Source organism: Micromonospora sp. Llam0 (assembly GCF_003751085.1).
Taxonomy (GTDB): domain Bacteria; phylum Actinomycetota; class Actinomycetes; order Mycobacteriales; family Micromonosporaceae; genus Micromonospora_E.
On record NZ_RJJY01000001.1, the window covers coordinates 3,944,627 to 3,957,555 of the forward strand.

Annotated in this window: 10 protein-coding genes; 3 read left to right on the forward strand and 7 right to left on the reverse strand. The window is 65.3% G+C overall.

Going from position 1 to position 12,929, the window contains the following annotated elements; all coding sequences use genetic code 11:
- Positions 1–24: 24 nt before the first annotated feature.
- Both ltrA (EDC02_RS17230) and EDC02_RS17235 read left to right on the forward strand, forming a co-directional pair.
- Positions 25–1,812: a group II intron reverse transcriptase/maturase gene (gene ltrA, locus EDC02_RS17230; RefSeq protein WP_123600919.1), complete on the forward strand. Its 1,788-nt coding sequence runs from the start codon at positions 25–27 to the stop codon at positions 1,810–1,812.
- Positions 1,809–2,048 carry a hypothetical protein gene (locus EDC02_RS17235; protein WP_233605726.1) on the forward strand — a complete coding sequence of 80 codons (240 nt, stop codon included), beginning with the start codon at positions 1,809–1,811 and terminating at the stop codon, positions 2,046–2,048. Before ltrA (EDC02_RS17230) ends, EDC02_RS17235 begins: the two co-directional genes overlap by 4 nt.
- A gap of 62 nt (positions 2,049–2,110) precedes the next feature.
- On the opposite strand, the gene EDC02_RS17240 is transcribed toward EDC02_RS17235, so the two are convergent.
- A complete protein-coding gene (locus EDC02_RS17240; protein WP_123602848.1) occupies positions 2,111–2,704 on the reverse strand; it encodes a DUF4255 domain-containing protein in 594 nt (197 codons plus the stop codon).
- Between the two features lie 96 nt (positions 2,705–2,800).
- Positions 2,801–4,060 (reverse strand): group II intron reverse transcriptase/maturase, encoded by a 1,260-nt coding sequence (gene ltrA, locus EDC02_RS17245; RefSeq protein WP_123601879.1) that lies wholly within the window; start codon positions 4,058–4,060, stop codon positions 2,801–2,803.
- Positions 4,061–4,776: 716 nt separating this feature from the next.
- Here ltrA (EDC02_RS17245) and EDC02_RS17250 point away from each other — a divergent pair.
- The gene (locus EDC02_RS17250; RefSeq protein WP_233605980.1) at positions 4,777–6,093 is read left to right on the forward strand and encodes an IS4 family transposase; all 1,317 of its coding nucleotides are present in this window, start codon (positions 4,777–4,779) and stop codon (positions 6,091–6,093) included.
- A gap of 217 nt (positions 6,094–6,310) precedes the next feature.
- Here the strand turns inward: EDC02_RS17250 and EDC02_RS17255 are convergent, their stop codons facing one another.
- From EDC02_RS17255 to EDC02_RS39580, 5 genes are all read right to left on the reverse strand, one after another.
- Positions 6,311–7,714, reverse strand: coding sequence for an IS701 family transposase (locus EDC02_RS17255; RefSeq protein ID WP_233605981.1), 1,404 nt, complete (start codon positions 7,712–7,714; stop codon positions 6,311–6,313).
- Between the two features lie 95 nt (positions 7,715–7,809).
- Positions 7,810–8,535: a helix-turn-helix domain-containing protein gene (locus tag EDC02_RS17260; protein ID WP_123602850.1), complete on the reverse strand. Its 726-nt coding sequence runs from the start codon at positions 8,533–8,535 to the stop codon at positions 7,810–7,812.
- Entirely contained in the window at positions 8,522–9,448 is a 927-nt protein-coding gene (locus tag EDC02_RS17265) for a DMT family transporter (protein ID WP_123602851.1), read from the reverse strand. Before EDC02_RS17265 ends, EDC02_RS17260 begins: the two co-directional genes overlap by 14 nt.
- Positions 9,449–9,460: 12 nt before the next feature.
- Complete coding sequence (locus EDC02_RS17270) at positions 9,461–10,243, reverse strand: GntR family transcriptional regulator (RefSeq protein ID WP_123602852.1); 783 nt, start codon at positions 10,241–10,243, stop codon at positions 9,461–9,463.
- 1,518 nt (positions 10,244–11,761) lie between these two features.
- Positions 11,762–12,484 carry a hypothetical protein gene (locus EDC02_RS39580; RefSeq protein ID WP_148083494.1) on the reverse strand — a complete coding sequence of 241 codons (723 nt, stop codon included), beginning with the start codon at positions 12,482–12,484 and terminating at the stop codon, positions 11,762–11,764.
- Between the last annotated feature and the right edge of the window lie 445 nt (positions 12,485–12,929).

The window sequence follows — 12,929 nt, forward strand, 5'->3', positions numbered from 1 at the left end:
GAACCGAAGGGCAAGTTAGACACGATGACAGCTCATGCCTTCGCTTTGGCGATGGCGGCTCTCGACGTGAACGGACCGGAGGACGATCCTGCTGGCTGGGACGCCATCGACTGGCGGACCTGCGAGGACAACGTACGGCGGCTACGGCAGCGGATCTTCGCGGCGTCGCGGGACGGGGACCTGAAGAAGGTCCGGAACTTGCAGAAGTTGATGCTCCGCTCGCGCAGCAACGCCGTGGTGGCGGTGCGGCGGGTGACGGAGCGCAATGCTGGTCGCAGGACGGCCGGGGTGGACCGGCAGGTCGTGGTGACTGGGGAGCAGAAGGCCGAACTGGCCGACTGGATCCAGAACGACGCCAAGCCGTGGACTCCCCTGCCGGTCAAGCGCGTGTATGTGCCCAAGAGCAACGGCCGCCGTCGCGGCCTCGGGATTCCCGTGATCGCTGACCGGGCGCTGCAAGCCCTGACGGTGAACGCGTTGGAGCCCGAATGGGAGGCCCGGTTCGAGCCGAAATCCTACGGCTTCCGACCGGGTCGTGGCTGCCACGACGCCATCGTGGCCATCCACACGACGTCGAGCCGCACCGACGCCAAACGGCTGTGGGTGCTCGACGCCGACCTGGCGGCGGCGTTCGACCGGCTCGACCACGACCACATTTGCCGGTCGCTGGGCTGGTTCCCCGGACGGGGACTGGTCCGGCAGTGGCTGAAAGCGGGCGTGGTCGAGGACGGCCGGTTCACCCCCACCGGGGAGGGCGCTCCCCAGGGCGGGGTGATCAGTCCGTTGCTCATGAACGTTGCTCTGCACGGCATGGAGGTTGCGGCCGGGGTCCGCTACCACGTCACCGGCACCCGTGCCGGGAAGACGATGGACGGTTGCCCGGTCGTGGTCCGCTACGCCGACGATCTGATCGCCTTGTGTCACTCCCGTGAGCAGGCCGAACAGGTCAAGGCGGCACTGGCCGGATGGCTGGCGCCCAGGGGTCTGGTCTTCAACGAGGACAAGACCCGGATCACGCACCTGACCGAGGGCGTGGACTTCCTGGGGTTCAACATCCGCCGCTACCCCAACGGCAAGCTGCTGACCAAGCCGAGTAACGACGCGGTGCGACGGATCCGCAGACGCCTGTCCGTGGAGGTGCGGGCCCTGCGCGGGTCCAACGCCGACGCGATGATCGGCAAGCTCAACCCGATCATCAACGGATGGTGCGCCTACTACCGGATCGGGGTGTCCAAACGCGTGTTCAACGCGCTGGACGCCCACGCGTGGAAACTGGTCTACAAGTGGGCCAGGTTCACCCACGCGAACAAGCCGAGACGCTGGGTGGTAGCCCGGTACTTCGGCGAGTTCAACTCGTCCCGGCGTGACAGGTGGGTATTCGGGAGCCGGGAAACCGGCTACTACCTGCGCAAGTTCGCCTGGACTCCGATTGTCCGGCACCGGATGGTCGCAGGGACGGCGTCACCCGACGACCCGACCCTGACCGACTACTGGACCCGGCGGCGTCGCCGCAGCAATCTCCCGGTGGACATCACCACGCAACGGCTCCTGCGAGCCCAGCACGGCCGGTGTCCGATCTGCCGAGACCTGCTGCTGCACGCCGACCACGAGCCGCGAAGCCCACGTGAGTGGGAACAATGGCTCACCGCCACCCGCAGAGCGGTCCGCAGACACGCGGTCACCGTCTGGGGAGCGGGAACACCGGACGAACGCGTCGCCAACCGCCTCATACACACCCACTGCCACCGCCGGACCACCAGCAACGGCAGCCCAGCACTTCCGCCCACCCGCGAGCCTCCAGGGCTTGCTTGAGCCGGTTGCCCGGAAAGCGGGCATGGCCGGTTCTGAGGGGGCCCCGGCGCAGCAATGCGCCGGGGCTACCCGACGAACTGGTCTTTTCGATCCTGACCCGGCGACTGCTACGCCGGGGAGAGTTCACCTCCCGCGAGCACCTCGCCAACAAGATCATCAAGTACTTCACCCACTACAACCGGACCGCGAAGCCCTTCCGCTGGACCTACGACGGCCGCCCTCTCAAGGCAGCATGACCCATCAAGAACTTTTGCGGGGCTGCACTAGATACTGCGGCATCTGTGGGTACTCCCCCTCGTCAGGACTCGTGGGTCACGCCCTGGCCGACCTGGATGACCGTCCCGGTCACCTCGGGCCCGACCGGCGTGGATTCGAACACGTCGACGCTGAGCGTGACGCTGTAGTGCAGAACCGCCTTGGGTCGACCGCCCATGGCCTGCCAGAACTCGCCGATGCCCTGCAGTCGGCTCTCGGCGGTGACCATCGCGCGCAGCGGTGGCTGCTGGCCGGCCAGGTCGCCCCGCAGGTAGTCGGCGGGGATCTCCCGGTGGCGCAGTAGCACCCGCAGTACGTCGCCGAGCAGCCGGTGCTCGTCCTGCGCCGGGTTGGGCGCGCTGTCGTTGGGCCACGCGGTGACCAGATAGGAGCAGTCGACCCGGGCCGGCACCCGTCGGCGGGTGATCATCCCGGACTCCTGCCGGGTGTTCTCCCACTGGTTGGTCCGCAGCTCGTGGTTTTCCCGGACGTCGTAGAGGAAGAACGCGATCGCGGGCAGCGTGACGCCCGACGGCGGGAACTGGTCGTCCGGTGTGGCGAAGCTGACGGTGATGCCGGGCAACGCCAGCTCGCCCTGTACGAGGGCGGCGAGCGACGCGTCCAGATCGTGAAACACTGCCCTGTCCCGCCGAGTAGCCCGGGGGATCTCACCCCCGGGCCCTCACAGAACCGTACGTAACAGTCTCCCGTTATACGGCTCTTGTCGCTCTTGTCACCAGACCGTAGGCGCGTGGGTGACCCACGCCCAGTGGGCGAAGGCCCTCGGGCGTTTCTGGACGGCTCTGTTCCATGCCGAACGGGCTTTCCTCTTGCCCCGCAACCGTTTGTACTTCCGACGGACCCACCGCAACAGGTAGGCGTTGATGCGTTCCAGGAGGGGATACAGGGATGATCGATAGAACGCCCCGTAGTAGTTCATCCACCCCCGCACAATGGGGTTTATCCATTGCGCGAGTTCCGCTTCGGTAAGGCTGGTGCGATGGTGCAGTCGCCATGACCGCACCTGGGAACCGATCTTCTTCAGAGCCTGGTTACTGATCGCCGGGAGGAACGACAGAAACATCACTCCTTCCTTTGTTCTCGCGGATCGCCTCCGAAACCCGTAGCCGAGAAACACAAAGTCGGTGTGTTCGTACGATCCACGCCGATTGTCGTCCTGGCAGTAGACGATCCGGGTCTTTTCCGGATGCAGAGCAAGCCCGACCTCGGTCATCCGTTTCGTGATCTCGGCCAGCACGTAACGCGCCTGCCGTTCACTGACGCAATGCACGACCACGTCATCCACGTACCGCTCGAACCGGACGACGGGGAATACCTTTGTCATCCACGCGTCGAACGCGTAATGGAGGAACAGATTAGCCAGGACCGGTGAAATCGCGGACCCTTGCGGAGTGCCTCGATCTCTTTCTTGAAGAACGCCGTCGGGTAGTTGCAGCGGAGCCTTCAGCCAGCGCTCCACGTACAACCAAACCCAGGGCTTGTCGGTATGCGCAGCGACCGCTTTCAGCAGCAGCTCCCACGAGACCGTGTCGAAGAACTTCCGGATGTCCAAATCGATCACCCAGTCGTTCTGCCAGCACCGCCTCCGGCAGGCAGCTACCGCGTCGGTCGCCGACCGCCCAGGCCGGTAGCCGTACGAGTCCGGATGGAAGATCGGTTCGACCCGCGCTTCCACCTCCCGCGCCGCCACCGTCTGCGCGATCCTGTCCCCGACCGTGGGAACACCGAGCGTTCGCACGCCTCCCCCAGTCTTCGGGATCTCGACCGCCCGCACCGGAGGAGGAAAATACGTCCCTGACGACATCCGATTCCAGATCTTGTAGAGATTGTTTTTCAGATCCTTCTCGAACTCCGCCAAAGACACCGCATCCACCCCCGGCGCCCCCTTGTTCGCTTTCACCTTCTCGTACGCCTCCCAGACAGCCCGCTTCGAAACAACGAACGGCTTGCCTGGTGCTTTCAACTCATCCACACGACTCCTCCCAGCAATCGCCGGTTGATCGGGTAAACCAGCCACGAACGACCCGACCCCTTCGCTCCACCCCTATTACAGGAGCTTCGCCACTACTACGAGTCGGTCCGCCAGCGCGATCGGCAACGGTACTCAATCCCTCACGGCTTCGGGCCGCCCGGAACGCTCCCTCTCACCCGCCCCAGCAGCGGCGGGTAGTTTCCTCACACGCCTTCTCCCGTTCCGCACGAAAGCCGCAGGTCGGGCTCGCGTCGCCTGTATGCCGGACACCGCCTGGCCAGTAAACTGGTCCCCGCCAGACTCATCCCGGGATCGCATTGACACCCCGGTTTCGATGTCGCCTTCTAATTTTCGACACGTCATCAGCGATTCGCTTTCGCTCGCCTTCCCGACCCCCACCTGACATCTCGAATGGATGCCTTTCCCCATCGTTCACCACAACAGTCTTCAGCTAATGCAGCATGAGGTGGTTTGAAGCCTCCCCCAGCAGAGCGACTCCGAAGGGCCAAACCTTCATCTTCCGTACAGCATCGCCGCAAGACAGATATTCCTACATATTCCTGTCCTTTCGCGTTCGGGACACAACAATGCCACGTAGCCTAAGTTGATCTTGGGTTTGACCTGCGGGTTTGATGTGGACTCCTGGGCGGTGCGGCGTGGCGGGACGACCACGGCTCGGCTGACTGTTTTGATCACGGGTCATGTCGGTGGATGTGGTGGACCGTCCAGTGGTACGGCCGGATCAGGTGACGCTCGGGGTGCTGATCTCGCAGGTGTCGCGGGAGGAGGTCGACGCCGCGATCGAGGTGTGCGGGGTGCGGGAGCAGCGGTCGGACGGGAAACTGCCGGCGCACGTGAGCACCTACCTGACGTTGGGGTTGGCGTTGTTCCCCGACGATGACTACACCGAGGTCGCGACCAGGGTCACCGGGTCGTTGGACCGGTTCGGGTGCTGGGACGCGGCGTGGAGCGTGCCGACCTCGAGTGCCATCAGCCAGGCGCGGAAACGGTTGGGCCGCCGGGTGTTCGCCGAGCTGTTCGAGCGCACGTGCGGGCCGGTCGCGGGCGAGGCGGGCCCGACAGCGCCGGCGGGCGCGTTGGGCACCGCGCGGGGGTCGTTCCTACGCCGGTGGCGGCTGCTGGCGATCGACGGGTTCACCGTCGATGTGCCCGACAGCACGGCCAACGCGGCCGAGTTCGGCTACGCCGGGTCAGGGGGCAACCGTTCCGCGTTTCCGAAGGCCCGGGTCGTGGCCCTCGCGGAGTGCGGCACCCACGCCTTCGTCGCCGCCGAGATCGGCGCCTACCCGGAAGGGGAGAAGACCCTCGCGCAGCGGCTGTACCCACGGCTACGGTCCGACGAACTACTCACCGCCGACCGGGGGTTCTACTCCTGGCAGGCGTGGGACACCGCCGCCGCGACCGGCGCCGCGCTGCTGTGGCGGGCCCCGACCCAGCTCGACCTGCCCGTGGTCAAGATCCTGTCCGACGGCACCTATCTCACCGTCCTGATCAAACCGACCGTCCGTGGCGGTCGACGGGAACGACTGCTCGCGGCCGCCCGCGCCGGAGCTGACCTGACCGACATCAACAGCGTTCCCGACGCGTTCGACGACCGGGGCCTGCCGGTCGTCCACCTCGCCCGGGTGGTCGAGTACGACATTCCCGACCGCGTCGGCGACGGCACCGGCGAGTTGATCGCCCTGATCACCACCATCGTCGACCCCGCCGACGCCCACGCCGACGAACTAGCTGGCGGCTACCACGAGCGGTGGGAGGAGGAAACCGCCAACGACCAGCTCAAAACCCACCTCCGTGGTCCCGGACGGGTGCTGCGGTCCCGTCTGCCGGACCTGGCCCATCAGGAGATCTGGGCCTACCTGATCGTCCACCACGCGATCAGCGCGCTGACAGCGAAAGCGTCCGCCGCCGCCGACCTCGATCCGGACAGGATCTCCTTCACCAGAGCCCTGCGCCTGATCCGCCGCACCGCCACCGGCACGGCGGACATTCCCCCCTCAGGACTGGGCTGACCAGCTACCGACCCACCTCGCCCGGATCGCCGCTCTCCTGATCCCCACCCGACGCGAACGCACCTGCCCCCGCGCGGTCAAACGCGCCCGCCACAACCAGTACCGGGTCAAGAAACCCCACGAACCGGCCAGCATCCGCCACCAGCGTCCACCGACCATCCACATCCATCGGGTCCAGCCACCATCAAGATCAACCTAGTACGGCAGCCGCCATTTGCTAGTTGACCAGGGCGTATTCGTGGTTGAGGCGGGTACGTTGGTGGTGCCAGCGGGCGCGGGCCTGGTGTCGGCGTCGCCAGGTGAGCCAGTTGAGGGCGTGGTCGGGTGGTTGTGGGTGGTGGAGTGCGTTGGCGAGGAGTCGTCCGATCTCGGGAACGGTCAGTGGGATCAGTCCGGGTTCGGCCGGTGGTGGCTGGTCGGGTGTGGTCGGCGGGGGTGCCTGGCTGTCGGTGCGGTGGCGTAGCTGTGCGGCGGTGACCGCGCAGACCGCGAGGGCGGCCATGACCAGCACGGTGTGCCGGGCGATCGCGTCGTGGAGGCGGGCCTGGCACTGGTCCAGGCCGAAGTGGTCCTTGCCGAACTCGAAGCATTCCTCGACCGGCCACCGCAGGCCGGCGGCGCGGACCAGCCGCGACACGACCGCCGGCTGCCCCTCGGGCACGAAGCAGTAGTGGAACGCCAGTTCACCGGTGGCCAGGTGACGGCGGACGAGGAGATGGTGTCGGGGTGAGGCGGTGGCGATCCACGCCCACGCGTACCAGCGGTGTCCCTTCGACCCCGCGCCGGCCGAGCGGACCTGCCAGCCCCGACCGGCCCCACCGACCAGCAGGTCAACGGCTTGCGCGCAGGTCAGCCGGTCACCGGACGGCGTCCGGACCATGAATGTCGAGGCGACCCGCAGCACGTACGCCTGCCCACGGGCTTCGAGGAACTCCCTCAGTTCGGTGCAGTTGCCGTACACCTCGTCACCGCGGATCACGTCGAAGGTCAGCTCGTCGGCGTACGCCTGGGTGCACAGGTCGATCGCGAGTTGGCCCTTCGTACGGAACTCCGCGTCCGACGGCAGCCCCGTCCGTCCGGCGGTGGCCGGGTCGGTGACCTGCTCGGCGGGGATCCACTGCCGGGCGGCGATCAGGGCGTGGCCGGTCCGTTCCCGCACGTAGGCCAGGTGCACGGTGTTGATGCCGTTGGCGACCCGACCGGCGCAGCCCATGTACTGCCGTTTCACCCCGGCCGTCCCGGTGCCCTGCTTCGGCTGTCCGGTCTCGTCCAACGCCCCGACCGCCAGCCCACGCCGCCGCCGGACGGCCGCAGCGGTGTCCAACCCGGCGGCCGCGTACCGCCGCACCCGGCTCGCCACGCCCTCGGTGTCCCACACCGCCCGGTTCAACAACCGCTGGGTCCGGTCCGGCGTGGCGTCCCCGACGTGCTCGGCGATGGTCCAGCCGTTGCGTTTCGGCATCCTGCTGACCAGCGCCGACATGTACCGGCCGGCGTGCAGCCACGTCCGCGTCTGGACGAAACACGACCGCACCCGCTCCAACAGGTTGCCCTGTGCGCGCGCCGCCCGGTCAGCCGCTACCCTGGCAGCAGCAGCCGCCTTCGATCTTGTAGTTCTCACAAACACATGATCAACAGGCGGCTGCGCCCATGTTGCACCACCCCCGCCAACGCGTCCTACCTGGTCACAGCCCTAATGGCGGCTGCCGTACTAGGCTACGTGGCATTGCCGCCTGGCCCCAAGTCCAGTTCGGTCGCAAGGGCTGAGGTTCCGACTACGCTCGTTGGCAGGTAGGTATGCCCGAGTTGGACAGGCCTGCCGTCGGCAAGGTACCTGTTCTCTCGAAGAACGACGGCGTCGCCCAGGTCCAGGGAGAGCATGGCGGCTACGTCGCGCGGCGCTTGCTTCCGGGATACGGCGCGGCATTCGACCCGTGGTGCGCGTCCCTGCATGGTTGCCTCGACAGCGAACGGTGTCAAGTGCTGTTGCCGTACGGAGGAGTTCGCGTATCGGACTGGTCCGAGGCGCATGAGCGGTGGCCGGCTACGCACGAAGACGTCGTAGAGCATCGTCGCGACTTGCGCCCATTGGGATACGCTGACAGGCGCTGGTCCGCCCAGCTGCGCTGGCCACGTCGAGCGCGTACGCCATGCTTCGACGTCGCGGTCCGGGCCGTCCCCTGACGCTGCGGATCGGAAAGGGAACTCGCGTTCCTGGCCATCGGGACCGGTGGTCACGAGTCGCGTGAGCTGACCTTCGGCGTTGAGGCAGGCGTCCAGCGCTTTGGCGAGGTGCAGGCTGGGCGGTTTCTTGCCGTTCTCCACCTCACACAGGTAGGAACGCGAGAAGTACGCTTTCTTTGCCAGATCCCGGAACGACATCCCGTGTTCCTGTCGAAGTCTGCGCATCAGTCGGACGAAGTCCGAGTCAACGACCACCATTCCGGTTCCTTCCGAGTGGCAGGGGATCAGAGACCTTGCTCCGTTGAGGTCGGCGCTGCACCAGCGCGACGCCCGCCAGGACCAGGAGCATCCCGAGGACCATGGATGCTGTCATCTGCTCGTTGACGACCAGAAAGCCGAGTACGACCGCGACGACCGGCAGCAGGTACGTGACCGTGGATGCGAGGGTAGGGCCGTCGTCGGTGATGAGCCGGTAGTTGAGCACGTAGGCGACCCCGGTGCCGAGGACACCCAGGATCAGCAGGCTGATCACCGCGTCGAAGCGCAGGTCTGGCACGGTCAGGCCGCCGAGGGTCAGGGCCAGGACCATCAGGATCGTTCCGGCAGTGAGCTGTGCGGCTGACAGCATGATCGGCGGGATTCCCCGGTTGGTCAGGAACTTGCCCATGTAGACGTAGGAAATTCCGTAGCTGGCGGATGCGGCCAGGATCGCCAGCCCTCCCCAACTGGCGACCTCGCTGGCCGACTTCCACGGCGTGAAGATGACCATTGCGCCGACGAAGCCGAGGGTCAGTCCTGCTCCCCGCGACCACGTCGCTGTGCGGTCAGTCCCGACCACGAAGGCGATCAGCGCTGTCCACAGCGGCGTGGTCGCGTTGAGAACCCCGGCGACACCGGAATCAACGGTCTGCTCCCCGATGCCGAACAGGGTGTACGGGATCGCGTTGGCGACCAGCGCCGCGACGAACAGATGCCCCCACGTTGCCCGGTCGACCGGGAACCGCAGCCCTCGGTGCAGGGCGATTGGGATGAGCACCAGCGCACCGAGGGCCAGGCGGACAAGAACGATCTGCACCGGCGTGAAGCCGCGTAGCGCCAGTTTGATCCAGAGGAATCCTGACCCCCAGAGCAACGCGAGCATCACCAGCCGTACGAGACTGCCTCGACTCATCAGGCGATCCTGTCAGTCCTCTACGGGCATGTCGTAGTCCAGTCCGTTCAGGTCGCCGCGCATCACGAATCTGGTGACCTCGAATGGTTTGTGCTGCTCGTCGAAGCTGGTGTGCAGCACCTCGATGACCGGGACGCCGGGCGGCATCCCCAACCCGGTGACCTCGTCGTGGTACGGCATCCGGGCCGAGATCTCTTCCCTGATGCGGGTGATCCGGTGGCCGAGTTCTTCGAACCTCGCGTAGATGCTGCCCTCGCCGAGGGTCCGCTCAGTCGCCAGCGGCGATCCATCGGCGACGTCGGCGGGGATGTACGTCACGCCGACCTGTACCGGCTCGTCATCGGCGAAGTACCAGTTCTCCCGCCGGATGACGGTCGCGGCGTTCGCGTCGATGCCGAGGCGCTCGGCGACGTCCGGCGGCGGGGTGTCACGGGTGACCGACCGGCATTCAGTCCTGGGCACGCGGCCCTGTTTCGTGACTTCGATGCGGAACGGCGACAGTCCCGTTTCGTTGCGCAGCTGTCGGGAGTAGCGGTTGGCACCGAGGCGCATCAGGGGTCGGCTGGTCCGGACGTAGACGCCGCGCCCGTGCTGCGCGACGACCAGGCCCTCCCCTTGCAGGATGCTGATCGCTTCCCTGGCGGTGTTGCGTGCCGTGCCGTACCGGGCGGCAAGGTCCCGCTCAGAAGGCAGCTTGTCTCCGGGTGCCAACTCCCCCGCCTGGATGCTCAGGCGCAGGTCATCGGCTATCCGACGGCTGGGTGGTCGCTTGTCTGTGCTGGTCGGCTCGTCCATGTCTGCCCGCCTGTCCCTGGGGGGTCAACAGCACGCTCCATGTTACCTCAACTGGCTCAAGCCAGTAGCTGGCGACTGTTCGCTGCGCGCCCGGAACTAGCTCAAGCCAGCAGGCAGCTTGAGCCGGCCGCTCTCATTCGGCGGCTTAGGAGCACAAGCGTCCACTGGCGACCATCGTCGCGGGCGAGGAAGTGAGACGACACAGGGCACCGGGCATCCGGTGCCCTGTTCGCGTGCTGGTCAGAGTGTGGGCGCGGCAGGTTTCGAACCTGCGACCCCTCGCTTGTAAGATTCACTCCCGGTCGTCCGCCCTGGTCCGGCACCGCCCGCGACCAGGACCACGACTGAGCCGAAGACCTCGCCGGACCGCCCCGAACAGCGGTGAACGAGACTGAAACTGAGACTGCCGGGTGGCAGCTCGCCGCAGCCGTCGGCACCGTTGTTCCCTCCGTCTTTGACGCTGCCCTGACGTCCGGACCCGTTGCTGTCACCGCTGCTGTCGACAGCAACCGGGCTCCTGGCAGTCCGCCCATGTCCTCTGTAGCTGAGAGGAGTGGCCACCTTGTCAGATCAGGACGTACGAGGTGTACGTCCGATCAAGTTGCCATCAAACCACTGGACCAACGTGACCGCCAGAGACACGGCTACCTGAGCTTCGCCTATCGATACATTCCCTGGCACCGCAGGCTGTCCGCCGTGACGATCATGCTGGCCATGCCACAACATCCGTAGCATGCCAATCGCGACCTGGAACGAAGGAGCGGAGTTATGCTCGCGCTCCATCGGCAGCCTCCAGTCCCCTTGATCCTCAAGTTGTCTAAGCACTGTTCCCAGTGTCGCTCTTGAGTGGCCGGGCGAAACCACGGGTATGGCAGCGTCCTCAACTGCCAGAATTGCCAACCAATACGCCTCGCTAGCATTGGGGCTGATGCCATACAGCTCCTCCCATGCCTTCGCTAACCGCGTTCCCGCTCGCCCGACTCGCGCCATCACAGTGTCGGCAGCAACCTACACACCCGCCGGTACGCGGCGCGACAGGCCTGAACGACCACCTCGTTTGCCGATCTCATATGCCGACTTTGCTACAGACGAGTACAGCAGCTAGTGCCTCGTCATGCAGCCTTGAACGGGTAATCCGGGTGGCGGATCTTGGAGCCGCGAATCGGGTCTGTAAGAACAACTTGACAGACCCACGCTACGCAGGAGTCCCGGACGCCGAGACGTCCAGGACTCCTGTCCTGAAGTAGCTACTGCAAAAGAGGTCGAGTCCAGGAAAGCGTGTGCGCTACTGGCCTGTAGCGGGGGATTGGCTGATTCCGTCACTGGGCGACCCGCCCGACCCTTCGCCACGGAAGGCACCAAAGGCGATCGCCCCGCCAATATAGACAGCAACTAGGGCCACTACGACCGCAAGCACGCCTACGATCACCTTGTTTCCACGGGTCCGCTGCGGCCTGCCCTCTGCGTTGCCAGTCATGACACCCTCTCTTTCCTCAAATTCTCGACCACTATTCAATTCTAGATGCTTTCAATGACAGTGTACTGACCGTAGCCGTTCCAACTCAGCTTGCGAACCATGGTGTCGGTCGAAAGGCATGACCCCCACACAATATTCCAGTACGGGCAATGGACTCCAGTCGTCCTGACGTGCCATTCGCTCCAACCCACGCCATAACTTTGAGTGTCCGAGCAACCCATAGCCTCGTAGGTGGGATAGCCGCCGTCAAATTGCGAACATTGCGTGGACGTTGAGCTGATCCAGGTATTGTCGGCGCAGTAGAACACGTTCTGCCGGGTATAGAGGTCGAGGTAGGTTCCGTCCGGATTGGCACCGAACCAATAGTACATGTCCCAGCAGACGACCGCAGCCGGCGACACCCGGTCACTCGCAGGCCGCTTGACCGGTGCGGCCCCAGGATTGTCGACAAACTTCGGTGGGATGACCAAGATGTTTGTGCCTGGCTTGGCGATCCCACGGGCAACGATCTCCTCGGGCGATACCGCTCGAGCTACGATGGTCGTTCCATCCGGCAACACGGTCGTCGTCCATGCCAGAGCTGCCGCCATGGCCTCAGGCGACTTCGCTGCGGAAGCAGCAAGGGCTGCATCCACCTCGACACGCACAGGTGCCGCAGTCGCAGGTGCGCCGATCAACGCCACCCCTAACCCTACCAGGGCGACGATGCCGATACTGGCGATGCGGTCGATCTGGCGCCATCCCATACTGAGGTGAGTCCTCATGTTCCTCCTCCACCGGTTTGACGGGGACTCGTGGCTGCGGTGCTTCAACACCCGCAGCCGCAATTTGCATCCTGCAATCTCGATCAACACTTTGCTGTACGAGGTTGCACAACAAGTTTATCGTTGAACTTCCATATGCGGATACCACGAACATGACTCGCAGTTGCGCAGACGATGACCGCATCATCGCTATCGGTAGCACATAAGCCCCATATAGACATATGTGGCTGAGGACGACTCCCAACTAGCGGCTACGCAGCAATGAATCCATCACGGCGTGTATTGATAACGATCTGGGAACAGGTTCAAGTCTCGGCCGGGTGCGGGTCTGTCAAGTTGTTCTTACAGACCCCAATGACGGCTACTGGCACGTAAGTAGTCCCAAGTCTCGTGGGTGACGCGGATAGGTGGGCATACCGACGGCCGGCGCGGCCGGTTGTGGTGA